We start from the raw sequence: 24,177 nt of genomic DNA, 5'->3' as shown, positions 1-24,177 counted from the left end.
CTGTCAGCTCAGGCGGACGCTTCTTGCGGAGCCTTGCGGGCTTCTTCGCGCTCGACGGCCTTCATCATCACCGACGGGTTCGTCTCGGCCTTGTCCTTGACGACGGTCAGGTGACGCAGCACGGCGTCGTTGAAGCGGAAGCCGGTTTCGATTTCAGCCAGGACTTCCTTGCTGCACTCGATGTTCAGGCACAGGTAATGCGCCTTGGCCAGCTTCTGGATCATGTAGGCCAGCTGACGGCGGCCCCAGTCTTCCACGCGATGCACCTTGCCACCACCGTTGGTGACCAGGCCCTTGTAGCGCTCCAGCATCGCCGGAACTTGTTCGCTTTGATCCGGATGGATCAGCAGAACGATCTCATAGTGACGCATGTGAACTCCTTATGGGTTTCAACGACCGCCGGCACCGGCATCCGAAGATGCCCTGCCCTTGGCCTGAAAGCCGGACCCCAGCGTCAACTCCTGGGCCCGGCAAGGGAATCGCGGATTCTAGTCGAGCCCGGGGGCCGCCGTCCAGCGCCGGGCTGCGGACGCGGCGGATTCAGGGCGCGGCACCCGTCACCCGCCCCTGCAGCGCCCGGGCCGTCGACGAAGGCGGCGGGGTCAGCAGACTGACCGCCACCAGCGCCGCCACGCCCGCCGGCAGGCCGAACAGCGCCGCGGCCATCGGCTGGATGCCCCACCAGAGCTGCGGCTCGCCGCCCAGGCCCAGCGCCTGGCGCAGGCCGGCATGCGCGCCGACCATGTAATACAGCGTCACCCCCAGCCCGACCAGCATGCCGGCGGCGGCGCCCTGCTTGTTGGTGCGCTTCCAGAAGATGCCCGCGACCAGCACCGGCACCAGCGTCGAACCCGACAAGGAGAACGCCGCCGACACCAGCAGCAAAATGTCCGCCGGCTTCTGCGCGGCCACCGCCGCGGCCGTCAGCGCGGTGGCCAGCAGCAGCGCTTTCGAGATGGTCACCCGCTGCGTCATCGACGCACGCGGATTCATGACCCGGTAGTAGACGTCGTGGGACAGCGCACTGGAGATCGTCAGCAGCAGCCCGTCCGCCGTCGACAGCGCCGCGGCCAGCGCGCCGGCCGCCACCATCGCGGCCAGCACATGCGGCAGCCCGGCCAGCTCCGGCGTCATGAGCATGACGACGTCGCCGCCCAGTTTCAGCTCGCCGAGCTGCAGGATCCCGTCCTGGTTGATGTCCTGGATGCTCAGCAGGCCGGGATCGACCCGCATCCATTGCTTCATCCAGCCCGGCAGTTCGGCGATCGGCGTCCCCACGAGCTGATGCAGCACCTCGTGCTTGAGCATCACCGCCAGCGCCGGCGCGAACAGGTAGAGCAGCGCGATGAAGAACAGCGTCCAGGCCACCGAGGTGCGGGCCTCCGCCACCGTGGGCACCGTGTAGTAGCGGGTCAGGATGTGCGGCAGGCCGGCGGTGCCGACCATCAGCACCAGCACCAGCGCCAGGAAGTTGCGCCGCGACAGCGAGTAGGCCTCCTGCTCCGCCGGCGTGCCGTCGGGATCGCCGGCGAAGGGCCTCGCATGCGGCGGCATGCCGGCCAGCGGCTCGGCCCGCTGGTGGTTGGCGACCACGGCGCGCTGCCACAGCTCTCGGGCTTCCGCCTCGGTGCGCGGCAGCGCGGCACGGACTTTCTCCGCCGCCTGGATCTGCGCCAGCGGCGCATCCTCGGCCTTCAGCCGGGCGATCACCTGCGAGACGCGCTGACGCTCGGCGTCGAGCGACTGCGGCAGGCCGGCGATCAGCTGCTGGAAGTCCTTCGCGCGCTGCTCATGCAGGCCGCGGACCTGCAGTTCCTTCGGGTCGTGCAGCAGTTGCTGCTCGCGCGCGGTGATCTCGCGGACCTCGCCGCCCGCGGTGAACTGCGGCAGCGGGAAGCCGGTCTGCTGCGTCGACAACCACATCACCGGCACCACGTAGGCCAGGATCATGATGATGTACTGCGCCACCTGGGTCCAGGTCACGGCCCGCATGCCGCCGAGGAAGGAGCACACCAGCACGCCGCCCAGGCCGACGAACAGGCCGATCTCGAAGGTCAGGCCCGTCAGCCGGGTGGTGATCAGGCCGATCGCGTAGATCTGCGCGACCAGGTAGATGAACGACACCAGCACCGCCGCCGCCGCGCCCATCACGCGCAGCCCGCGACTCTCGAAGCGGGCGGCGAGGAAGTCCGGCACGGTGAAGCCGCCGAAACGGCGCAGGTACGGCGCCAGCAGCAGCGCGACCAGGCAGAAGCCGCCGGTCCATCCCAGGACGAAGGCCAGGCCGCCGTAACCCGCGAGGTACAGGCTGCCCGCCATGCCGAGGAAACTCGCCGCACTCATCCAGTCGGCGCCCGCGGCCATGCCGTTGTAGAACGCCGGGACGCGCCGGCCGGCAACGTAATACTCGACCGGGTCAGTGGTGCGGCTGAAGACGCCAATGCCGGCGTAGACCAGCACCGTCAGCAGCAGGAAGGAAAAACCCAGCCACTGCTTGGGCATGCCCATCCGCTCCAGCACGCCCAGCGCGCCAACAAGCAGCACGAAGCCGATCGTGTAGGCACCGTAGTTGCGATGGAGCCGGCGGCGGAACGCGGCGTCGGACGGGGGCGTGGACATGGGTGGGGATCATCGCCGGCTTGGCGGGGAGACACATCCACAACTTCCCCGGTCCTGCTTCACTGCGTCGGGCGGCGCGCTGGCCGCCAGGTCGCGGGGCCTTGGCGGCGAGCGCCAAAACCCCGCGACCTGCCGTCCCGCATCACTGTCGTCCTGCCACGGATTGGGAGTGGGGACTGCCATGAAAAACGGCCCTTGCGGGCCGTGGGTGGGGTGCGGTGGGGTCAGCGCTTGGCGAGGCGCTGCCAGGTGTCGACGACGGTGTCCGGGTTCAGGGACAAGGACACGATGCCCTCGGCGGCCAGCCATTCGGCGAAGTCAGGATGGTCGCTGGGACCCTGGCCGCAGATGCCGATGTACTTGCCGGTGGCGCGGCAGGCCGTGATGGCGCGCGAGATCATTGCCTTGACCGCCGGGTCGCGTTCGTCGAAGTCGCCCGACAGCAACTCCAGGCCGGAATCGCGGTCCAGGCCCAGCGTCAGCTGCGTCAGGTCGTTGGAACCGATCGACATGCCATCGAAATGCTCCAGGAACTGCTCGGCCAGGATGGCGTTGCTCGGGACCTCGCACATCATGATGACCCGCAGGCCGTCCTGGCCGCCCGCGGCCGCGCGCTTCAGGCCGCGCTCGGCCAGCATCGCCACGACCTTCTCGGCCTGCCTGACGGTGCGGACGAAGGGCACCATGATCTCGACGTTGGTCAGGCCCATGTCGTTGCGCACGCGCTTGAGCGCCTCGCATTCCATCGCGAACGCGTCCTGGAACTCGCCCGAGATGTAGCGCGACGCGCCACGGAAGCCCAGCATCGGGTTCTCTTCGTCCGGCTCGTAGCGCGAGCCGCCGATCAGCTTGCGGTACTCGTTGCTCTTGAAGTCGGACAGACGCACGATCACCGGCTGCGGCCAGAACGCGGCGGCGATGGTCGCGATGCCCTCGGCCAGCTTGTCGACGTAGAAGGCGCGCGGCGACGCATGGCCGCGGGCCACCGACTCGACCGCCTTCTTCAGGTCGTTGTCGATGTTCGGATAGTCCAGGATCGCCTTCGGGTGGACGCCGATGTTGTTGTTGATGATGAACTCGAGGCGCGCCAGGCCGACGCCGCTGTTGGGCATCTGCGCGAAGTTGAAGGCCAGCTGCGGATTGCCGACGTTCATCATGATCTTCACCGGGCTGTAGGGCATCTCGCCGCGGTGCACCTCGCTGACCTCGGTCTCGAGCAGGCCGTCGTAGATGAAGCCGGTATCGCCCTCGGAGCAGGCCACGGTCACCAGCTGGCCGTCCTTGAGCTTGTCGGTCGCATCGCCGCAGCCGACCACCGCCGGGATGCCCAGCTCGCGCGCGATGATGGCCGCGTGGCAGGTGCGGCCGCCGCGGTTGGTGACGATGGCGCTGGCGCGCTTCATGACCGGTTCCCAGTTCGGGTCGGTCATGTCGGTGACCAGCACGTCGCCGGGCTGCACCCGCTCCATCTCCGCCACGCTGTCGACCAGCCGCACCGGGCCGGTGCCGATCTTCTGGCCGATCGCGCGGCCCTCGGCCAGCACCGTGCCCTGACCCTTGAGCTTGAAGCGCTGCTCGACCTGGCCTTCGGCCTGGCTCTTCACCGTCTCCGGGCGCGCCTGCAGGATGTAGAGCTTGCCGTCGTTGCCGTCCTTGCCCCACTCGATGTCCATCGGGCGGCCGTAGTGCTGCTCGATGATCAGCGCGTACCTGGCCAGTTCGATGACGTCGTCGTCATTGAGCGAGTAGCGGTTGCGCTGCTCGACCTCGACCTCCACCGTCTTGACCAGCTTGCCGCTGGCGGCCTTCTCTTCGGGGGTCGAGAAGGTCATCTGGATCAGCTTGGAGCCGAGGTTGCGGCGGATCAGCGCGAACTTGCCGCGCTGCAGCGCCGGCTTGTGGACGTAGAACTCGTCGGGGTTGACCGCGCCCTGCACCACCGTCTCGCCCAGGCCGTAGCTGGAGGTGATGAAGACGACGTCCTTGAAGCCGGACTCGGTGTCGATGGTGAACATGACGCCGGCGGCGCCCAGGTCGGAGCGCACCATGCGCTGCACGCCCGCCGACAGCGCCACGTCCGCGTGGGCGAAGCCCTTGTGCACGCGGTAGCTGATCGCGCGGTCGTTGTAGAGCGACGCGAAGACTTCCTTCATCTTGTGCAGCACGTCCTCGATGCCGACGACGTTCAGGAAGGTCTCCTGCTGGCCGGCGAAGGACGCGTCGGGCAGGTCCTCGGCGGTCGCGGACGAGCGCACGGCGAAGGACGCGTCCGGATTGCCGGCGGTCAGGCGCTCGAATTCGGCGCGGATGGCCGCTTCCAGGTCGGCCGGGAAGGGCTGGGCCTCGACCCAGCCGCGGATCTCGGCGCCGGCGGCGGCCAGGGCGCGCACGTCGTCGGTGTTCAGGTCGGCCAGGCGGCGCTGGATGCGGGCATCCAGGCCCTCGTGCTTGAGGAAGTCACGGAAGGCATGCGCGGTGGTCGCGAAGCCGCCAGGGACCCGCACGCCGGACTGGGCCAGCTGCGAGATCATTTCGCCGAGCGAGGCGTTCTTGCCGCCCACCGACTCGACGTCGGTCATCCTCAGTTTCTCGAAGGGTACGACCAGGGCGGTCGCCTCGAAGCGTGCATCAGACATGGGAAAACTCCGTGATGTTGAGAAACCGGGGCTCCCCGCGCGCTCCCGAGCGGGCCGGCGCGGCCGGCGGCTTCGAGGGAGACGGGCATGGCACGGCGCACGACAGGTCTTGTCGATTCTTGTGGGCGTCGCGGCGTGGCGTTCATGCGGTGGGCAGGGGCAAGTTGCGGGCGATTCTAGTGGGAGGCCGATCTATGATGTAAGCCCTCGTTCGGGGCCGGGCCGGTGAGATCCACCGGCGAAACTTCTCGCTTCGGCACGCGGCGTGCCCGCTTCCGCGAAGGCTCCCCGACCGGTTTCAAAGGCCTGACATGACCCAGCACACCGTCTACTTCGTCTCGGATGGCACCGGCATCACCGCCGAAACCTTCGGTAACTCCATCCTGGCGCAGTTCTCGGTCAAGGCCCGCCATGTGCGGCGCCCGTTCATCGACAGCGGCGAGAAAGCACACCAGCTGGTGCAGGAGATCAACGAGACCGGCGAGCGCGAAGGCGTGCGGCCCATCGTCTTCGCCACGCTGGTGAACCGCGAGGTGCTCAACGTGGTGCGCCAGGAGTGCAAGGGCCTGGTGATGGACATGTTCGGGACCTTCATCGCGCCGCTGGAGGATGAATTCCGCATCAAGTCCAGCCACCGCGTCGGGCGTTTCTCCGATGTCGCCAAGAGCCAGGAGTACCACGACCGGATCGAGGCGATCAATTTCTCGCTGGCGCATGACGATGGCCAGTCCGCGCGCAACCTGGATTCGGCGGACGTGATCCTGGTCGGCGTGAGCCGCTGCGGCAAGACGCCCACCTCGCTGTACCTGGCGATGCAGCACGGCATCAAGGCGGCCAACTACCCGCTGATCCCCGAGGACTTCGAGCGCGGTCATCTGCCTTCGCTGCTGGTGCCCCACAAGAAGAAGTGTTTCGGCCTGACGATCGATCCGGAGCGCCTGGCGCAGGTGCGCAACGAGCGCCGCCCGGGCAGCAAGTACGCCGACCTGATGAACTGCCATTACGAGGTCCGCGAGGCGGAGACGATGATGAAGAAGGCCGGCATCAACTGGCTGTCGTCGACGCACAAGTCGATCGAGGAGATCGCGACGACGATCCTTCGCGACATCCGCCCGGACCGGCTGATGTATTGAGCCCGGCGACGACGGATGCCGGCTTCCGCGCTGGCCCTGGTCGTCGCGGCGGCGCTGATCCACGCGCTGTGGAACTTCGCCGCGAAGAAGGCGCAGGGCAACCATCACTTCGCCTGCATGACGGCGCTTGGCGTCAGCCTGCTGTGGCTGCCGGCCGTCTTCGTGGTCGGGCTCGACGAGTTGCCCAGTTGGGGCTGGCAGGCGTGGACCGCCACGGCCGCGAGCGCCGTCGTTCACCTGGCCTACTTCAACGCGCTGCTCGCCGGTTATCGCGCGGCGGACATGACGGTGGTCTATCCGGTCGCGCGCGGCAGCGGACCGCTGCTGTCCTCGCTCGTGGCCGTGCTGCTACTGGGCGAGCATCTGGGGCTGGGCGGCGCGCTGGGCCTGGCGGGCGTCGTCGGCGGCATCCTGCTGATGGCGGCGGGGCCTGCCTTCTTCGCCAAGGACGCGGCGAGCGCCGATCCTGAGCGGCAGCGCAGACGCAAGTTGGGCATCGCGTGGGGCGCGCTGACCGGCGCCACCATCGCCGCCTACAGCGTGATCGACGGCTACGCGGTGAAGGTCCTGGCGCTGTCGCCCATCCTCTACGACTATTTCTGCAACCTGCTGCGGGTGCCGGTCAGCCTGCCGGCGGTGCTGCGCGATCGGGCGGGATTCCTGCCGGCGCTGCGCCGGCAGTGGAAGCATGCGCTGGTGGTGGCCATCGGCTCACCGGCGGCCTACATCCTGGTGCTCTACGCGATGAAGCTGGCGCCCTTGTCGCGCGTGGCGCCGGCGCGGGAGCTGTCGATGCTGTTCGCCGCGCTGATCGGCGGGCAATTGCTCGGCGAGGGCGAACGTGGCTGGCGCATCGCCGGGGCGGCGTTCATCGCGCTCGGCGTGGCGGCGCTGGCGGTGGCGCGTTGACTGCCCTCAGGCCGTCGCCTCGCGCTGACCTTCAGCCCAGCCGGCGCCTGGCCGATTCGTAGAGACAGATCGACGCCGCGCTCGCGACGTTCAGCGACTCCTCGCCGCCGGGCTGCGGGATGCCGACGCGCAGGGCGCAGCGCCGCATCAACGCCTCGGCGACGCCCTGCCCTTCGTGGCCCATGACCCAGGCGCAGGGGCTCGGCAGCTCGGCCTGATGCAGCAGCGCATCGGCGTGCGAGCTGGTGGCCAGCAGCGGCACCTTCAGCGCGTCGAGGTCCTCGACAGCCAGCCCCTCGATCAAGCTCAGCCCGAAATGCGCGCCCATGCCCGCGCGCAGCACCTTGGGCGACCACAGCGCCGCCGTGCCCTTCAGCGCGAGCACTTGCCGGAAGCCGAGCGCCGCCGCGCTGCGCAGGATGGTGCCGACGTTGCCCGCGTCCTGCAGCCGGTCCAGCACGACGGAATCCGCCCCGGCATCGATGCGCGGCTGCGTCGGCAGCGTCAGCTCGAAGCCGATTTGCGCCGGCGACTCCAGGCCCGACACCGTCTTGAACAGCGCCGGCGAGACGACCAGCACCTTCGGCGCCGCGTCGGCCAGCGCGCGCAGCGCCTCGTCGGCCGCCGCCACGTCGGTGATCAGCGCCAGCGCCGGCCGCACGCCGCGCTGCACCGCGGCGCGCGCCAAGTGGTCGCCCTCCAGCCATACGCCGCCGAGCTTGCGGTAGGCGCTGCCGTCCTGCGCCAGCTTGCGCAGGCGCTGCAGGTGGGGGTTGTCTCGGGCGGTGATCGACTGCCAGCTCATGCGGCGCCTTCTTCAAAGTGATCCAACGAACGGGGCCGCGCGCGCTCCGGGAGGAGCCTTCGCGCGGCGGGATGCGCTCAGTCCAGCGCCGTGGCGTCGATCGCCAGGCTCATGTCGCTCAGGTCGAGCGACCGCACCGGCGCGAAGCTCTGACGATGCCAGACCGTCGCGCCATGCACGCGCAGCGCCTCGAGGTGCTCGCGCGTGCCGTAGCCCTTGTGGCTGTCGAAGCCGTACTGCGGATGCTGCTCATGCATCTGCAGGCAGAAGCGGTCGCGGTGCACCTTGGCCAGGATGGACGCCGCCGAGATCGCCGGCACCAGCGCATCACCCCGGACGATGGCCTCGGCCGGGATGCGAAGTACCGGCAGCCGGTTGCCGTCCACCTGGACGCGCCCGGGCTTCAGCCGCAGGCCCTCGACCGCGCGGCGCATCGCCAGCATCGTCGCCTGCAGGATGTTGATGCGGTCGATCTCCTCGACCGTCGCCTCCGCGATGCAGAAGCACAGCGCCTTGGCGCGGATCTCGTCGAAGAGCTGCTCGCGCTTCTTCTCGCTCAGCACCTTCGAGTCGTTCAAGCCCTTGATCGGACTCTGGTCGTCGAGGATCACCGCCGCCGCGACCACCGGTCCGGCCAGCGGGCCCCGCCCCGCCTCGTCGACACCGCACAGCAGGCCCTCGCCGGACCACTCGAGGCCGAGCTGCGTCGGACGTTCAGGCGCCGAGGATTTTCGCGATCGCATCGCCGGCCCTTCGCGCGGTGTTGCAGCGCAGCTGTTGGTGGATCTCGAGGAAGCGCTCGCGCAGCCGCTCGCGCCGGGGCGCGTCGTCCAGCCACGCCAGGCCCTCGCGGGCGATGCGCTCACCGGTGCACTCGTCCTGCAGGCATTCCGGCACCAGCGTCTCACGCGCCAGCACGTTGGGCAAGCCCACCCACGGCAGCAGCGCCTTGCCCTTCATCCGCCAGGCATTGAACCAGTGCAGCTTGTAGGCGATCACCATCGGGCGCTTGAGCAGCGCCGCCTCCAGCGTCGCGGTGCCGCTGGCGACCAGCGTCAGGTCGCAGGCGGCCAGCGCGTCCTGCGCGCGGCCGTCCACCAGCGTCATCGGCAGGCCCTGGCCGTGCTCGGCCATCAGCGCCTCGACCATCGGCCGCAGCCCCGGCGCGATCGGGATCACGAAGCGCAGCGCCGGCCGCGCCTGCATCATCCGCTGGGCCGCCTGCAGCAGCGGCGGGCCGATGTAGGTCAGTTCGCTGCGGCGGCTGCCCGGCAGGATCGCGACGACCGTGTCGCCCTCCGCCAGACCGAGCGCGGCGCGGGCATCCTCGCGGGGCGGCTCGAGCGGGATCTGGTCCGCGAGCGGGTGGCCGACGTAGGTCGCCGGGATGCCGGCCTTGGCCAGGATCTCGGGCTCGAACGGGAACAGGCACAGCACGTGGTCCGCGCTGCGCTTGATCGTGGTGACGCGCTCCGCGCGCCAGGCCCAGATCGACGGGCAGACGAAGTGCACGGTCTTGATGCCGGCTTCGCGCAGCCGCTGCTCCAGGCCGAAATTGAAGTCCGGCGCGTCGACGCCGACGAATACCGACGGGCGCTCCGCCAGCAGGCGGTCACCGAGCTGGCGGCGGATCGCCAGCAGTTCGCGGATGTTCTTGATCGCGTCCCAGTAGCCGAAGATCGACAGCTTGTGGCTGGGCCACCAGGCGTCGAAGCCCTGCGCCTGCATCTTCGGCCCGCCGATGCCCGCGGCGGTCAGGTCCGGCCAGCGCGCCTTCAAGCCCTGCAGCAGCAGGCTCGCGAGCAGATCCCCGGAGGCCTCGCCGGCCACCAGGCCCAGTCGAGGATCCGTGGAGGTCATGTCAGGCGTCCGGGCCGATCAGCGGACGAGGCCGCGCTTGGCGCCGGCCAGGAAGTCCAGCATCACCTGGATGTCGCGGATGGACTCCGCGTCCTGGCCTTGCTTGAGCGCCTCCAGGTTGGCCACCGACTGCTCCAGCGTCGTGCCGTCGCGGAACAGCAGCTTGTGGACCTGGCGGATCACGCCCAGCCGGTCATTGCTGAAGCCGCGGCGGCGCAGCCCGGTGAGGTTGACCGCCCGCACCGTCAGCGGATTGCCGTCGACGGTCATGTACGGGGCGACGTCCTGCGCGACATGCCCCTGGAAGCCGATCATCGCGTGCGCGCCGACATGCACGAACTGGTGGACGCCGGTCAGGCCGCCGATGGTCGCCCAGTCGCCGACATGGACGTGGCCGGCCAGCGTGGCGTTGTTGGCCAGCACGCAGTGGTCGCCGACGATCACGTCATGCGCCAGATGCACGTAGGCCATGATCCAGTTGTCCGAGCCGACGCGGGTGACGCCCTGCTCCTTGAAGGTGCCGGTGTTGAAGGTGCAGAACTCGCGGATCGTGTTGCGATCGCCGATCACCAGCTCCGTCACCTCGCCGCCATGGCTCATGTCCTGCGGCATCGCGCCGATCGACGCGAACTGGAAGATGACGTTGTCGCGGCCGATCGTGGTCCTGCCCTCGACGACGGTGTGCGGACCGATGCGCGTGCCCGCGCCGATGCGCACCTCGGGGCCGATCACCGCGTAGGGACCGACCTGGACGGTGTCGTCGAGCTGCGCCTTCGGATCGACGATGGCGGTGGGATGGATCTGGGCCATGGGCGTGAGGAGGCTGCGGGAACGGGGCGGACGCCGGATCAGCAGTCCAGCTTGCGCATCGTGCACATCAGGCCGGCCTCGGCCACGATGTCGGTGCCCACCAGTGCCTTGGCGCCGAACTTGTAGATGCCGGCCTTGGCGCGGTCCAGCGTCACTTCCAGGATCAGCTGGTCGCCCGGCTCCACCGGGCGCTTGAAGCGGGCGTTGTCGATGCCGGCGAAGTACACGACATGGTTCTCGTCCAGCGTGAAGTTGTAGCTCTCCACCGCCAGCAGCGTCGCGGCCTGCGCCAGCGCTTCCAGGATCAGCACGCCCGGCATCACCGGCCGGTGCGGGAAGTGGCCCAGGAAGAAGGGCTCGTTGATGCTGACGTTCTTGATCGCGCGGATGCGCACGCCCTTCTCCACCTCCAGGACGCGGTCCACCAGCAGGATTGGGTAGCGGTGGGGCAGCTTCTCGAGGATGCCGTGGATGTCGATGCGGGTCTCGTTCATGTCGTCTTCTTTTCCAGGGCTCGCACGCGCTGGCGCAGCTCATAGAGCCCGCGCAGCGCGGCGGCGTTCTTCTGCCAGGACGCGGCGTCCTCGAAGGGCCACATGCCGGCGTAGGCGCCGGCCTTGTCGATGCTGTTGCTGATGTTGGCCGTCGGGCCGATCTGCACGCCGTCGGTGATCTTGATGTGGCCGTTGATGCGCGCCGCGCCGGCCACGATGCAGTTCGCGCCGATCTCGGCGCTGCCCGCGATCGCCACCGCGCCGGCGATGGCCGTGCCGCGGCCGATCTTCACGTTGTGGGCGATCTGGACGAGGTTGTCGATGATCACGCCGTCGGCGATCACGGTGTCGCCCAGCGCGCCGCGGTCGATGCAGGTGTTGGCGCCGATCTCCACGCCGTCGCCGATGCGCACCGCGCCGAGCTGCTCGATCTTCACCCACTCGACGCCGGCGGCGCCCTTGGTGGGCGCGAAGCCGAAACCGTCGGCGCCGATCACCACGCCGCTGTGCACCAGCGAGTGGGCACCGATCACGCAGTCATGGCCGAACACCACATGGGGTGCCAGGCGCGTGTGCGCGCCAACGCGGGCGTCCTGTTCGACGATGGTGTGCGCGCCGATGCGGGCGCCGTCGCCCAGCACGGCGCCGGACTCGATCACCGCATGCGGGCCGACCTCGACGTCGCGGCCCAGGGTCGCGTCCGCCGCGACGGTGGCCGTCGGATGGATGGCCGGCGCCGCGCGCGGCTTGCGCATGTTCGCGGCCCACCACTGGGTCAGCCGGGCGAAATAGAGGTAGGGATCCGGCGCGACGATGCAGCAGGCGGTCGAGCCATCCCCCCGGCGCGCCGCGGCGGCCTCGGCCAGCTTGGGCGACACGATCACGCAGGCCGCGCCGGTCGTGGCGAGTTGCGATTCGTACTTCGGATTCGAGAGGAAGGCGATCGCGTCCGCGCCGGCTTCCTCCAGGGGCGCGATCGCGCCGATCGCCACATCGGAGGCACCAACAAGATCGCCGCCCAAGGCGGCGATCAGATCCGAGACCACAACCTGTTTCATGGTCACTTCTGTGCGTTGAGCTGGTCGATCACCTTCTTCGTGATGTCCACGCGGGGGCTGGCATGGATCGCATCCTGAACGATCAGGTCGTACTTGTCATCCTCGAAGATCTTCTTGATGACCTTGTTGGCTTTCTCGATCACCGCGGAGAGTTCCTCGTTCTTGCGCTGGGCAACGTCCTCGTTGAACTCGCGGCGCTTGCGCTGCAGGTCGCGGTCCTGCTCGATCAGCTCGCGCTGGCGGCGGCCCCGTTCGGCTTCGCTCAGCGCGGGGCTGTCCTTGTCGAGCTTCTCGGCGGCGCCGCGCAGCTTGGTCTCCAGGTCCAGCAGGGCCTTTTCGCGGCGGCTGAACTCGGCCTGCAGCTTGGTCTCGGCGGCCTTGGCCAGGTTGGTCTCGCGCAGGATCCGCTCGCTGTTGACGTAGCCGATCTTGACTTCCTGGGCTTGCGCGCCCAGGGTCGTCGCACCCGCCAACAGGACGGTGGCGACGATCTGCGACAGCTTGCTCTTCATCAGAATGCAGTCCCGATCTGGAATTGGAATCGCTCGATTCTATCCGTGGACTTCTTGCGGATCGGCGAGCCATAGCTCAGGCGCAGCGGGCCCATCGGCGACAGCCAGCTGATGCCCACGCCGGCCGAGGCCCGGACGTCCTGGAAGTTCAGCTTCTCGTCCTGCCCCCAGACATTGCCGGCGTCGAGGAAGCCGAACAGGCGGAAGCTCTTGTCGTTGCCGGAGCCCGGCACCGGGACGTAGAACTCGGTGTTCAGGTTGAACTTGCGGTTGCCGCCGGTGTAGGAACCGGTGACGTCGACCGGACCCAGCGTGCCGGGCTCGAACACCCGCACCGAGCCCAGGCCACCGCCGTAGAAGTTCTTAAAGATCGGATACGGCCGGCCGCCCAGGCCCTTGCCGTAGGCGAATTCGCCGTTGATCATCAGCGAGAACTTGCGGCCCAGCGGGAAGAACTCCTGGTACTGCAGGTTGGCGATCGTGTAGCGCGAGTCGCCGACCGGGCTCATTTCCAGGTTGACGCGCTTCATCGCACCGGCGGTCGGCGTGATCACCGAGTCACGGTTGTCCTTCTTCCAGCCGATCGTCAGCGGGATGGACATCGCCGAGGCGCCGAACTGCTCGCGGAACAGCCAGTAGCTGTTGGGCAGGCCGGTGCGCGTCGTGATGCGCGTGGTCTCGTAGCCGATGCCGAAGAACACGGTGTCGTCTTCCGAGAACGGCACGCCGAACTTGACCGAGCCGCCGTACGAGGCGAACTCGTATTCCTCGCCCAGGTTGTTGATCGGCTTGACGGTGCGGTAGAACACGTCGATCGCGCGCGACACGCCGTCGACCGTGAAGTACGGGTCCACCGTCGTCACGCCCAGCGAGCGACCGGTGCTGGCGGTGTTGACCTGGATGCCCAGGTAGTTGCCGGAGCCGAACACGTTCTCCTGCGAGATCGAGCCGGACAGCGACAGCTTGCTCGCGCTCGAGTAGCCGGCGCCGATCTGGATGTTGCCGGTCGGACGCTCGGTGACGGTCAGTGTGACGTCAACCTGGTCGGGCGAGCCCGGCACCTCGGTCGTGTCGATGGTGACGTCCTTGAAGTAGCCCAGGCGCTCGACGCGGTCGCGCGAGGCCTTGATGCGCGCGCCGTCGTACCAGGACGATTCGAACTGGCGGAACTCGCGGCGGATGACTTCGTCGCGGGTGCGCGTGTTCCCGGAGATCAGCACGCGGCGCACGTAGACGCGGCGCTGCGGCTCGCCCACCAGCGTGACGGTGACCTGGCCAGTGGCGCGGTCGATCTCGGGCCGGCTCTCGACGCGGGCGAAGGCATAACCGAAGGTGCCGTACAGGTCCTGGAAGTTGCGCGTCGTCTGCGCCACCGCCTCACCGTTGTAGGGCTGGCCCGGCTTGAGCGCGACCAGGCGCTTGAACTCCTCTTCGCGTCCGAGGAAGTCGCCTTCGAGCTTGATGCCGTTGACGGTGTAGGGCTGGCCTTCGCTGATCGTGATCGCGACGCTGATGCTCTGCTTGTCCGGCGAGATCGTGACCTGCGTCGACTCGACGTTGAACTCCAGGTAGCCGCGGTTCAGGTAGTACGAGCGGATCGTCTCCAGGTCGGCGTTCAGCTTGGCGCGGGAATAGCGGTCGGTCTTGGTGTACCAGGTCAGCCAGCCGGAGGTGGTCTGCTCGAGCAGGCCGGTCAGCGTGCTCTCGCTGAAGACCTTGTTGCCGAGGATGCGGATCTCGGCGATCTTGGCCGGCTCGCCCTCGGTCACCGAGAAGCTGACGTTGACGCGGTTGCGCTCGATCGGGGTGATCGTCGTCGTGACCTCGGCGCCGTACAGCGAGCGGGTCAGGTATTGCCGCTTGAGCTCCTGCTCGGCGCGGTCGGCCAGCGCCTTGTCGAAGGGCTTGCCTTCGCCGATGCCCACGTCCTTCAGCGACTTGGTCAGGGCCTCGGTGTCGAACTCCTTGAGGCCAACGAAGCTGACGTTGGCGATGATCGGACGTTCCTCGATCACGATGACGACCGCATCGGTGTCGAGGTTGATCCGCACGTCCTTGAACAGGCCGGTCGCGAACAGCGCACGCAGCGCGGCGGCGCCCTTCTCGTCGTTGTAGGTGTCACCGATGCGGAAGGGCAGCGCCGCGAAGACCGTGCCCGGGTCGGTACGCTGCAGGCCTTCGACGCGGATGTCCTTGAGTACGAACGGTTCGGCGGCCCAGGCGGAACCGGCGTGCAGCGCGGTGGCCAGCACCGCCAGTTGGATCACGTGGGGGCGCAGGGCGTCGGGCAGGAATCGGGACATGCGGAAGCTTCAGTGCAGACCCAGCGTGCGGGTCAGATCGTTGAAAAGGGCCAGGCTCATCATCAGCAGCACGACGGCGATGCCTGCACGTTGCAGCTGCTTGTGCCACCACTCAGAGACAGGGCGGCCGCTCAAACCCTCGAAAAGATAATACATCAGGTGTCCGCCATCGAGCATCGGCAGCGGCAGCAGGTTCAGCACCCCGAGGCTCACGCTGACCGCCGCGAGGAAACTCAGGAACGCCGTCAGCCCGAGGCTCGCCGACTGGTCCGCGGCCTTGGCGATCGTGAGGGGGCCGCTGAGGTTCTTTACCGAAGCTTCACCCACCAACATGCGACCCAGCGTCTTCACCGTCAGCGCGCTGAGCTCCCAGGTCCGGGTCAGGCCTTGCCTCACCGATTCGACGGGGCCGTAGTGCACGGTGACCAACGCCGGCCGGGCATCGAAGCCGGCGCCGATGCGCGCGACGCGCTGGTCGCCGGCGATCTCGACGCGCGGCGTGACCACCCGCTCGAGCTGCTGGCCGTCGCGAAGGACCTGCAGTCTGAGCGGCTCCGCCTGGTTGTCGACCACCGCGCGGCGCACGCGCTGGATGAACCAGGCGACATCCGGCACCAGCTCGTCATTGACACGCAGCACGCGATCCCCGGGCAGCAGGCCGGCGGCCTCGGCGGGCTCGCCCGGGACCATGCGCCCCAGCACCGGCTCGACGAACACGCCGCCCAGGCCGATGCGGCCCATGGTCTTCTCGTCGAAGTCGCGGCTCTCCAGCGTGTCGGTCTCCAGCCGGACCGTGCGGCGGCCATGACCGGCCGCGTCGCTGACGCTCAGCAGCAGCGGCCGCTTGTCGGCCACCGCCTGCGCCAGCTGCCAGCCGAAGTCCGGCATCGATCGCACGTCCTCCCAGTCCTCGCCATCGGAGGACCAGGCCTGCACCAGGTCGCCGGCGCGCAGGCCGGCACGCTCGGCCAAGCCTCCGGCCACCGGCGAACCGAGCAGCGCCTTGGGCTCCTCGCGCCCGATCCAGCCGACCGCCGCGAACAGCAGCACCGCCAGGATCAGGTTGGCGGCCGGGCCCGCGGCGACGATGGCCGCGCGCTGCCACAGGGATTTGCGATTGAAGGCCTGCGACTGCTCGCCGGGCGCCACCGGGCCGTCGCTTTCATCGAGCATGCGGACATAGCCGCCGAGCGGGATGGCGCTGAGCGTGAACTCGGTGCTGTCCGGCGACTTGCGCCGACGCAGCAGCACGCGGCCGAACCCGACCGAGAAGCGCAGCACCTTGACGCCGCAGGCGCGGGCGACGCGATAGTGACCCCACTCGTGGATCACGATCAGGATGCCCAGCGTGACGAGGAAATAGAGGACTTGGGAGAGCATCGCGGGCGTCCTGGATCGAAGGCGGGATCGGTGTGGCGACCGGTGACGGAAGGGTCAGACCGCGGCGGCAAGCGCCGCGATCCGCTGCCGGGCGTGCCGGCGAGCCCGGGCATCGAGCGCCAGCAGGCCTTCGACGCTGTCGACCTCGCCGGCCTGCGGCATCACCGCCTCGAGCGCGTCGCGGTTGATGCGGCAGATGTGATCGAAGCGCAGCTGACGGTCCAGGAAGGCGGCCACCGCCTCCTCGTTGGCCGCGTTCAGGACCGCGGTGCTGCCCTCGGCCGCGCGCAGCGCCTGCCACGACAGGTGCAGGCCGGGGAAGCGGACCGCGTCCGCCTCCTCGAAGGCCAGGCTGGGGGTCTTGAGCAGGTCCAGCAGCCCGGCGCCCGACTCGACACGTTCGGGGAAGGCCAGCGCATAGGCGATGGGCACCCGCATGTCGGGCGTGCCGAGCTGCGCCAGCACCGAGTGGTCGCGGCAGACCACCATCGAGTGCACGATGCTCTGCGGGTGGATCAGGACCTTGATCTGCTCGGGCTTGAGGTTGAAGAGCCAGCGCGCCTCGATGACCTCGAGGGCCTTGTTCATCATCGTGGCCGAGTCCACCGAGATCTTGCGACCCATCACCCAGTTCGGATGCGCGCAGGCTTGCTCCGGCGTGACATCGGCGAGCGAGGCCGGATCACGCTGGCGGAACGGACCGCCGGACGCGGTGAGCACGATGTGGTCGATGCGCTGGGGCCAGGTCGACCGGTCCTCGGGCAGGCACTGGAAGATCGCCGAGTGCTCCGAGTCCACCGGCAGCAGCGTGGCGCCGCCCTGCTCGACCGCCTGCATGAACAGCGCGCCGCCGAGCACGATGGCTTCCTTGTTGGCCAGCAGCAGCCGCTTGCCCGCGCGCGCCGCGGCCATCGCCGGCGGCAGTCCGGCCGCGCCGACGATCGCCGCCATCACCGCATCCACCTCGGGATGGGCGGCGATCTCGCTGAGCGCGGCCATGCCGTCCAGCACCTCGGTGCGCGAGCCGGCTTCGCGCAGTCTCGCGCGCAGTTGCGACGCCAGCGCGGCATCCGGCAGCACGGCGAAGCGCGGCTGATGCTGCAGGCATTGGGCCGCCAGTTCGTCGACGCGACTCATCGCCGACAGCGCGAAGACGCGGTAGCGGTCGGGGTGACGCGCGATCACGTCCAGCGTGCTGGTGCCGATCGATCCGGTGGACCCCAGCACGCAGACCTGCTGCGGACGGTGGAAGGTGGAGCTCATCGCTGGGAAATCCGCGGTATCAGAGGGAGGTCAGCGCCAGTGCCAGCGGCAGGACCGGCAGCAGCGCGTCGACACGGTCCAGCACGCCGCCGTGACCGGGCAGCAGCTGGCTGCTGTCCTTGGCGCCGGCGGCCCGCTTGACCAAGGATTCGAACAGGTCGCCGACGACGCTCATCGCCGACAGGAAGACCAGCGCCAGCAGCGACACCAGGCCCAGCCGCTGCACCAGCACGGTGTACATCGAGGGCGAATCCACCGACAGGCGCAGGTCGATCACATGCACCCAGACGACGCCCAGGACGATGACGCCGACCAGGCCGCCGATCGCGCCTTCCCAGCTCTTGCCCGGGCTGATCGCCGGCGCCAGCTTGCGACGGCCGAAGGTCTTGCCGGCGAAGTAGGCGGCGACGTCGGCCATCCAGACCAGGCACATCGCCGACAACAGGAAATTGATGCCGCGCTGGCGCGCGACGACCAGCGCCAGCCACGCCGCCCACAGCAACACCGCCCCGAGGAGCAGCCGCAGCGCCGGCGACAGTCTGGGCCAGCCGGCCACGCCGACCGCCAGCGCGCGCACGCCGCCGAGCACCCACAGCCCGCCCGCCAGCCACCAGCACCAGGTCGGCACCTGGAAGCCGACGACGTAGAACGTCGCCGCGCAGGCCGCCGCCAGCGCGGCGCCGAACGCGAGCGCCGGAGCGCCGGGCTTGCCGTTCAGCCGCGACCATTCCCACCCGGCCGCCGCGATCATGGCCAGCGTCAGCAGCGCGAACCACATCGGGTTCGACGCGAACAGCGCCGGCAACAGGATCGCGAGCAGGACCAGGGCCGTGATCACGCGCTGAAGCAGCATTTCAAGCCTCCTGGGCAACGCCCGGCACGTTGACACCACCGAAGCGGCGGTCGCGCGCCCGGAACGCGGCGATCGCCTCGTCCAGTTGCGCTTCGCCAAACTCCGGCCACAGGCAATCGGAGAACACGAACTCGGTGTAGGCGGTCTGCCAGAGCATGAAGTTGCTGATGCGCAGCTCGCCGCCGGTGCGGATGAACAGGTCGGGATCCGGCGCGTAGCTCATCGCCATGAACTCGGAGAGCTTCGCCTCGGTCAGCTCGGCCGGTTGCACGCCGGCCTCCATCGCCTTGCGACAGGCCTGGACGATGTCCCAGCGGCCACCGTAGTTGAACGCGACGTTCAGCGTCAGCTTGCTGTTGTGGGCGGTCGAGTTCTCGGCCTCGGCCCAGGCGGCGCGGAGCTTGTCGGACACCGCCTCGCGGTCGCCGACGATGCGGATGCGCACGCCCATCGCGCCCATGCGCGCCAGGTAGCGGGACACCGCCGCCAGCACCAGGCCCATCAGGCCGGACACCTCGTCGCTGGGCCGCTTCCAGTTCTCGCTGGAGAAGGCGAAGACGGTGAGGTATTCGATGTCGCGGTCGATGCAGGCCTGCACCACGCGCACCAGGGCGTCCACGCCCTGCTTGTGGCCGAAGAAGCGCGGCAGGAAGCGCTTCTTCGCCCATCGACCGTTGCCATCCATGACGATGGCCACATGGCGGGGCACACCCGCCTTGCTGTCGGCGCTCACAAGGACGCGACGATCAGACGGCCATGATCTCGGCTTCCTTGGCCGAGAGCAGCTTGTCGATCTCGTTGACGACGCGGTCGGTCAGCTTCTGGACCTCGTCCTGGCTGCGACGCTCGTCGTCCTCGGTGATGAGCTTGTCCTTGGCCATCTTCTTGGCCTGCTCGTTGGCGTCGCGGCGCAGGTTGCGCACGGCGACCTTGGCATCCTCGGCAGCACCCTTGGCGACCTTCACCAGATCGCGGCGGCGCTCTTCCGACAGCGGCGGCATCGGCACGCGGATCAGGTCGCCCTGCGACGACGGGTTCAGGCCCAGGTCGGATTCGCGGATGGCCTTCTCGATCTTCTGGCCCATGCCCTTCTCCCAGGGCTGCACGCTGACCGTGCGGGCGTCCAGCAGCGTGACGTTGGCCACCTGCGAGATCGGCACCATCGAGCCGTAGTAGTCCACGTGCACCTGGTCCAGCAGGCCGGGGTGGGCGCGACCGGTGCGGATCTTCTGCAGTTCGTTCTTGTAGGCCTCGACGGACTTGGCCATCTTGGCTTCGACGTTCTTCTTGATGTCGGCGATGCTCATGTTCTTTTCCTCGGATCAAAGGGTCGAGCGGGATCGGCGGAGCAGGATCCGCTCCCGGTGGAGCGGCGATCCGGACTCCAACGCGCGAGCCGCCTCAGACGTGCACCAGGGTGCCTTCGTCCTCACCCATCACGACGCGCTTGAGCGCGCCCGGCTTGAAGATCGAGAACACCTTGATGGGGAGCTTCTGGTCACGGCACAGCGCGAACGCGGTCGCGTCCAGGACTTGCAGGTTCTTGCTGATGGCCTCGTCGAAGGTGATGCGGGCGTAGCGCGTCGCGGTCGGGTCCTTCTTCGGGTCGGCGGTGTAGACGCCGTCCACCTTGGTCGCCTTGAGCATGATCTCGGCGCCCACTTCCGCGCCGCGCAGCGCGGCGGCCGTGTCGGTCGTGAAGAAGGGGTTGCCGGTGCCGGCGGCGAACACGACAACCTTGCCCTCTTCCAGATACTGCAGCGCCTTGGGGCGCACGTAGGGCTCGACGACCTGCTCGATCGCGATCGCCGACATGACGCGGGCGGTCATGCCTTCCTGGCGCATCGTGTCGGCCAGGGCCAGCGAGTTCATCACCGTCGCCAGCATGCCCATGTAGTCGGCCGTCGCGCGGTCCATGCCCACCGAGCCGCCCGCCACGCCGCGGAAGATGTTCCCGCCGCCGATGACGACCGCGACTTCGACGCCGAGCTTCGTCACTTCCTGGATTTCCTGGACCATGCGCACGATGGTCGCGCGATTGATGCCGTAGGAGTCGTCGCCCATCAGGGCTTCACCGGAAAGCTTGAGCAGGATGCGTTTGTGGGCGGGCATTGTTACCTCGTCAATACAGCCGATAGAGAGAGTGTCGTGCGTGCGCCTGCATGCGCAAGCGCACAAGTGTAAAGGGCGCCAGAGGCGCCCTTTTTGAGTCGCGATGCTTATTGCTGCTTGCTCGCGGCCGCCACCTGGGCAGCCACTTCGGCGGCGAAGTCGTCGACCTTCTTCTCGATGCCCTCGCCCACCACGTACAGGGTGAACGACTTCACCGTCGTGGCCTTCTCCTTGAGCATCTGGGCGACGGTCTGCTTGCCGTCGGCGGCCTTCACGAAGACCTGGTCCAGCAGCGAGACTTCCTTCAGGAACTTCTGCACCGAGCCCTCGACCATCTTGGCGACGATCTCGGCCGGCTTGCCGGATTCGGCGGCCTTCTCGGCGGCGATCTTGCGCTCCTTCTCGACCAGCTCGGCCGGGACTTCGGCGGACGACAGCGCAGCCGGCTTCATCGCGGCGACGTGCATCGCGACGTCCTTGGCGGCGACTTCGTCACCCTCGAACTCGACGATCACGCCGATGCGGGTGCCGTGCAGGTAGGACGCCAGCTTGGCGCCTTCGTAGCGCTTGAAGCGGCGGATCGTCATGTTCTCGCCGATCTTGCCGATCAGGCCCTTGCGCACGTCCTCGACCGTCGGGCCGAAGCCTTCCTGCGACAGCGGCAGGGCGGACAGGGCGGCGATGTCGGCGGGGTTGTTCTCGGCGACCAGGCCAGCCAGCGCGTTCACGAAGGCCAGGAAGGCGTCGTTCTTGGAAACGAAGTCGGTTTCGCAGTTGACTTCAATGACGGCACCGGCGGCGCCCTTCACGGCGGCGGCGACGACGCCTTCGGCGGTGATGCGCGAGGCGGCCTTGCCAGCCTTGTTGCCCAGCTTGACGCGCAGGATCTCTTCCGCGCGGGTCATGTCGCCGTCGGCCTCGGTCAGGGCCTTCTTGCACTCCATCATCGGGGAGTCGGTGCGGGCGCGCAGCTCGGCGACCATGCTTGCGGTAATTGCTGCCATTTCAATCTCCGTGTGTCGCGGCCCGGAACGACCCGGCGCCGCGGAATTCTGAATCTGGTTGGACGAAGGGGGCTGAATCAGCCCCCTTGTCATGTCCCTTGAGGGCTTCGGGCCTGGATCAGGCGCCTTCGTTCACTTCCACGAACTCGTCGCCTTCGGCGGCGACGGCCTGGACGACTTCGTTCGTCGAGTTGGCACGGCCTTCCAGCACGGCGTCGGCGACGGCCTTGGCGTACAGGGCGACCGCCTTGGCCGAGTCGTCGTTGCCGGGGATGACGTAGTCGATGCCTTCGGGCGAGTGGTTGGTGTCGACGACGCCGATGACCGGGATGCCCAGCTTCTTGGCTTCGGCGACGGCGATCTTGTGGTAGCCGACGTCGATGACGAACAGGGCGTCAGGCAGCGCGGCCATGTCCTGGATGCCGCCGATGTTCTTTTCCAGCTTGCTGATGTCGCGCTGGAACATCAGGGCTTCCTTCTTGATCGCGGGCTGGGTGCCGGCGTCGATCTGGCTCTGCATGTCCTTGAGCTTCTTCAGCGAGGTCTTGACCGTCTTGAAGTTGGTCAGCGTGCCGCCCAGCCAACGCTGGTTCACGCTGGGCACGCCGGCGCGCTCGGCTTCGGCGGCGACGATGTCACGGGCCTGGCGCTTGGTGCCGACCATCAGGATCGTGCCGCGCTTGGCAGCGAGCTGGCGCACGAACTTCAGGGCTTCCTCGAACGCGGGCAGCGTCTTCTCGAGGTTGATGATGTGGATCTTGTTGCGATGGCCGTAGATATACGGGGCCATCTTGGGGTTCCAGAAGCGGGTTTGGTGACCGAAATGGACGCCGGCTTCCAGCATCTCACGCATCGTGACGGACATAAGTACTCCGAAGGTTGGTTCTAGAATCCGGCACGAATTGCGACGTCTGCTTGTACGTTGCAACACCTTGATTCGCCGGATCCGCGAATTTGCGACGTGCGACAAGGACTTGGATCCTCCGCCTGCACACCGCGTTCCCGCCGGATTCCAGCCCCCTTGGCTGGGTCGTCCGGCAAAAACCCGAAGAGTATAACCCGTTTTGGCATGCCGATCGACTTGACCGACGCGCTGGCGTCCCTGCGCGAGGGCCGCCAGTCGGCCGCCGCCCTGCTCGCCACCAACCTGGCCCGCGCCGACGCCCCGGCCTGCGAGCACGTCTTCCTGCGACGCTTCGACGCGGAGGCCCTCGCCGCCGCCCAGGCCAGCGACGCAGCGGCCGCCCGCGGCGAGCCTCGCCCGCCGCTGGGCGGCCTGGCGGTCTCGGTGAAGGACCTGTTCGACGTCGCCGGCATGCCGACCACGGCAGCCTCCGCCGCGATGGACGACGCCCCGCCCGCCACCCGCGACGCCCCGGCCGTGGCCCGGCTGCGCGCCGCCGGCGGGGCGCTGGTCGGCCACACCCATCTGAGCGAGTTCGCCTTCTCCGGCGTCGGCATCAATCCGCACCACGGCACGCCCCGCAATCCGGTGACACACGCCCTCGACGGCCTGGACCGCATCCCCGGCGGCTCGACCTCCGGCGGCGCGGTCAGCGTCGCGGCGGGCGCGGCGTGGGCCGCGCTCGGCTCGGACACCGGCGGCTCGCTGCGCATCCCGGCCGCGCTGCAGGGTCTGGTGGGCTTCAAGGGCACGGCGCGGCGGGTGCCGCTGGGCGGCTGCCTGCCGCTCTCGCCGTCGCTGGACACGGCCGGCGCGATCACGCGCTCGGTGAGGGACGCGGCGCTGCTCGATTCGGTGCTGAGCGGCGCTCCGCTAGAGATCGACGCGCGCCCGCTGTCGGCCTGGCGATTCGCGATCACGCCGACCTTCATGCAGGACGAGCTGGAGCCGGCGATCGCGAGCGCCTTCGAGCGCGCCCTGGCGACGCTGCGATCGGCCGGCGCGCGCATCGAGGAACGCGCGCTGCCCGCCCTGCCCCGTGTGGCGGAACTGCAAACCCAGGGCGGCATCACCGCCGCCGAGGCCTGGGCGTGGCACCATGCGCGCCTCGCCGAACGCGGCGACCGCTACGACCCGCGCGTCGCGCTGCGCATCCGCCGCGGCGCGTCGATCGCGCCCGACGCCTACCAGGCGCTGCTCGACGCGCGCCAGCGCTGGATCCACGACATGAAGACCTCGATGCAGGGCATCGATGTCTTCCTCAGCCCCACCGTTCCCCTGCAAGCCCCGGAGATCGCCCCCTTGCTGCACAGCGACGACCTGTTCTTTGCCACCAACGCGCGCCTGCTGCGCAACACCGCCGTCGTGAACCTGCTCGACGGCTGCGCGATCTCGATCCCGTGCGAGCGCCCCGGCGAGCTGCCGGTCGGCCTGATGCTGTGGGCGCCGGCGTCGCGCGACGCCGCCGTGCTCGGCGCGGCCGCGCGCGTCGAAGCGGCCCTGGCGGCGGGAGCGCGCTGAG

At 68.7% G+C, this 24,177-nt stretch carries 22 protein-coding genes; 3 read left to right on the top strand and 19 right to left on the bottom strand.

Annotation, left to right across the window (positions count from 1 at the left end):
- Positions 1-8: 8 nt before the first annotated feature.
- From rpsF to ppsA, 3 genes are all read right to left on the bottom strand, one after another.
- Positions 9-371 (bottom strand): 30S ribosomal protein S6, encoded by a 363-nt coding sequence (rpsF, locus tag FHT38_RS05215; protein ID WP_091723036.1) that lies wholly within the window; start codon positions 369-371, stop codon positions 9-11.
- Between the two features lie 169 nt (positions 372-540).
- The gene (locus tag FHT38_RS05210; protein ID WP_183490455.1) at positions 541-2,619 is read right to left on the bottom strand and encodes a sodium:solute symporter family protein; all 2,079 of its coding nucleotides are present in this window, start codon (positions 2,617-2,619) and stop codon (positions 541-543) included.
- Between the two features lie 224 nt (positions 2,620-2,843).
- Positions 2,844-5,255: a phosphoenolpyruvate synthase gene (ppsA, locus tag FHT38_RS05205; protein WP_091723027.1), complete on the bottom strand. Its 2,412-nt coding sequence runs from the start codon at positions 5,253-5,255 to the stop codon at positions 2,844-2,846.
- 311 nt (positions 5,256-5,566) lie between these two features.
- Here ppsA and FHT38_RS05200 point away from each other — a divergent pair, with 311 nt between their 5' ends.
- Both FHT38_RS05200 and FHT38_RS05195 read left to right on the top strand, forming a co-directional pair.
- Entirely contained in the window at positions 5,567-6,388 is an 822-nt protein-coding gene (locus FHT38_RS05200; protein ID WP_091723022.1) for a pyruvate, water dikinase regulatory protein, read from the top strand.
- A gap of 15 nt (positions 6,389-6,403) precedes the next feature.
- Positions 6,404-7,297 carry an EamA family transporter gene (locus FHT38_RS05195; protein WP_183490453.1) on the top strand — a complete coding sequence of 298 codons (894 nt, stop codon included), beginning with the start codon at positions 6,404-6,406 and terminating at the stop codon, positions 7,295-7,297.
- A gap of 31 nt (positions 7,298-7,328) precedes the next feature.
- Here FHT38_RS05195 and FHT38_RS05190 read toward each other — a convergent pair whose 3' ends face one another.
- The 16 genes from FHT38_RS05190 to rpsB form a co-directional block, all read right to left on the bottom strand.
- Positions 7,329-8,102, bottom strand: a complete 774-nt coding sequence (locus FHT38_RS05190; protein WP_183490451.1) for an RNA methyltransferase — start codon at positions 8,100-8,102, stop codon at positions 7,329-7,331.
- Between the two features lie 77 nt (positions 8,103-8,179).
- Positions 8,180-8,845, bottom strand: coding sequence for a ribonuclease HII (gene rnhB, locus FHT38_RS05185; RefSeq protein WP_183490449.1), 666 nt, complete (start codon positions 8,843-8,845; stop codon positions 8,180-8,182).
- The gene (lpxB, locus tag FHT38_RS05180) at positions 8,817-9,962 is read right to left on the bottom strand and encodes a lipid-A-disaccharide synthase (protein WP_183490447.1); all 1,146 of its coding nucleotides are present in this window, start codon (positions 9,960-9,962) and stop codon (positions 8,817-8,819) included. Before lpxB ends, rnhB begins: the two co-directional genes overlap by 29 nt.
- An 18-nt stretch (positions 9,963-9,980) precedes the next feature.
- Positions 9,981-10,772, bottom strand: coding sequence for an acyl-ACP--UDP-N-acetylglucosamine O-acyltransferase (lpxA, locus tag FHT38_RS05175; protein ID WP_091723002.1), 792 nt, complete (start codon positions 10,770-10,772; stop codon positions 9,981-9,983).
- 38 nt (positions 10,773-10,810) lie between these two features.
- Positions 10,811-11,266 carry a 3-hydroxyacyl-ACP dehydratase FabZ gene (gene fabZ / locus FHT38_RS05170; protein WP_091722999.1) on the bottom strand — a complete coding sequence of 152 codons (456 nt, stop codon included), beginning with the start codon at positions 11,264-11,266 and terminating at the stop codon, positions 10,811-10,813.
- Complete coding sequence (gene lpxD / locus FHT38_RS05165) at positions 11,263-12,324, bottom strand: UDP-3-O-(3-hydroxymyristoyl)glucosamine N-acyltransferase (protein WP_183490445.1); 1,062 nt, start codon at positions 12,322-12,324, stop codon at positions 11,263-11,265. Before lpxD ends, fabZ begins: the two co-directional genes overlap by 4 nt.
- A 2-nt stretch (positions 12,325-12,326) precedes the next feature.
- The gene (locus FHT38_RS05160) at positions 12,327-12,836 is read right to left on the bottom strand and encodes an OmpH family outer membrane protein (protein WP_091722990.1); all 510 of its coding nucleotides are present in this window, start codon (positions 12,834-12,836) and stop codon (positions 12,327-12,329) included.
- The gene (bamA, locus tag FHT38_RS05155) at positions 12,836-15,139 is read right to left on the bottom strand and encodes an outer membrane protein assembly factor BamA (RefSeq protein ID WP_147241938.1); all 2,304 of its coding nucleotides are present in this window, start codon (positions 15,137-15,139) and stop codon (positions 12,836-12,838) included. The genes FHT38_RS05160 and bamA overlap by 1 nt, the downstream gene beginning before the upstream one ends.
- A 9-nt stretch (positions 15,140-15,148) precedes the next feature.
- Positions 15,149-16,519 (bottom strand): RIP metalloprotease RseP, encoded by a 1,371-nt coding sequence (gene rseP, locus FHT38_RS05150; RefSeq protein ID WP_183490443.1) that lies wholly within the window; start codon positions 16,517-16,519, stop codon positions 15,149-15,151.
- Positions 16,520-16,573: 54 nt separating this feature from the next.
- Positions 16,574-17,782: a 1-deoxy-D-xylulose-5-phosphate reductoisomerase gene (ispC, locus tag FHT38_RS05145; protein ID WP_183490440.1), complete on the bottom strand. Its 1,209-nt coding sequence runs from the start codon at positions 17,780-17,782 to the stop codon at positions 16,574-16,576.
- A gap of 19 nt (positions 17,783-17,801) precedes the next feature.
- Entirely contained in the window at positions 17,802-18,635 is an 834-nt protein-coding gene (locus FHT38_RS05140) for a phosphatidate cytidylyltransferase (RefSeq protein ID WP_183490437.1), read from the bottom strand.
- 1 nt (position 18,636) lies between these two features.
- Entirely contained in the window at positions 18,637-19,368 is a 732-nt protein-coding gene (uppS, locus tag FHT38_RS05135; protein ID WP_255511904.1) for a polyprenyl diphosphate synthase, read from the bottom strand.
- A gap of 13 nt (positions 19,369-19,381) precedes the next feature.
- Positions 19,382-19,942 carry a ribosome recycling factor gene (gene frr / locus FHT38_RS05130; protein WP_091722973.1) on the bottom strand — a complete coding sequence of 187 codons (561 nt, stop codon included), beginning with the start codon at positions 19,940-19,942 and terminating at the stop codon, positions 19,382-19,384.
- Positions 19,943-20,036: 94 nt separating this feature from the next.
- Positions 20,037-20,747, bottom strand: coding sequence for a UMP kinase (gene pyrH, locus FHT38_RS05125; protein ID WP_091722969.1), 711 nt, complete (start codon positions 20,745-20,747; stop codon positions 20,037-20,039).
- Positions 20,748-20,854: 107 nt separating this feature from the next.
- The gene (gene tsf / locus FHT38_RS05120) at positions 20,855-21,751 is read right to left on the bottom strand and encodes a translation elongation factor Ts (RefSeq protein ID WP_091722965.1); all 897 of its coding nucleotides are present in this window, start codon (positions 21,749-21,751) and stop codon (positions 20,855-20,857) included.
- A 118-nt stretch (positions 21,752-21,869) separates the two neighbouring features.
- The gene (rpsB, locus tag FHT38_RS05115) at positions 21,870-22,616 is read right to left on the bottom strand and encodes a 30S ribosomal protein S2 (RefSeq protein ID WP_091722962.1); all 747 of its coding nucleotides are present in this window, start codon (positions 22,614-22,616) and stop codon (positions 21,870-21,872) included.
- 204 nt (positions 22,617-22,820) lie between these two features.
- On the opposite strand from rpsB, the gene FHT38_RS05110 reads away from it, so the two are divergent.
- Positions 22,821-24,176 (top strand): amidase, encoded by a 1,356-nt coding sequence (locus tag FHT38_RS05110; RefSeq protein WP_183490434.1) that lies wholly within the window; start codon positions 22,821-22,823, stop codon positions 24,174-24,176.
- Position 24,177 lies beyond the last annotated feature (1 nt).

Origin of the sequence: Mitsuaria sp. BK041 (genome assembly GCF_014193085.1) — a bacterium.
GTDB lineage: Bacteria > Pseudomonadota > Gammaproteobacteria > Burkholderiales > Burkholderiaceae_C > Roseateles.
The sequence above is the reverse complement of the archived record's forward strand: the minus strand, read 5'-3'. Positions and strand labels throughout refer to the sequence as shown.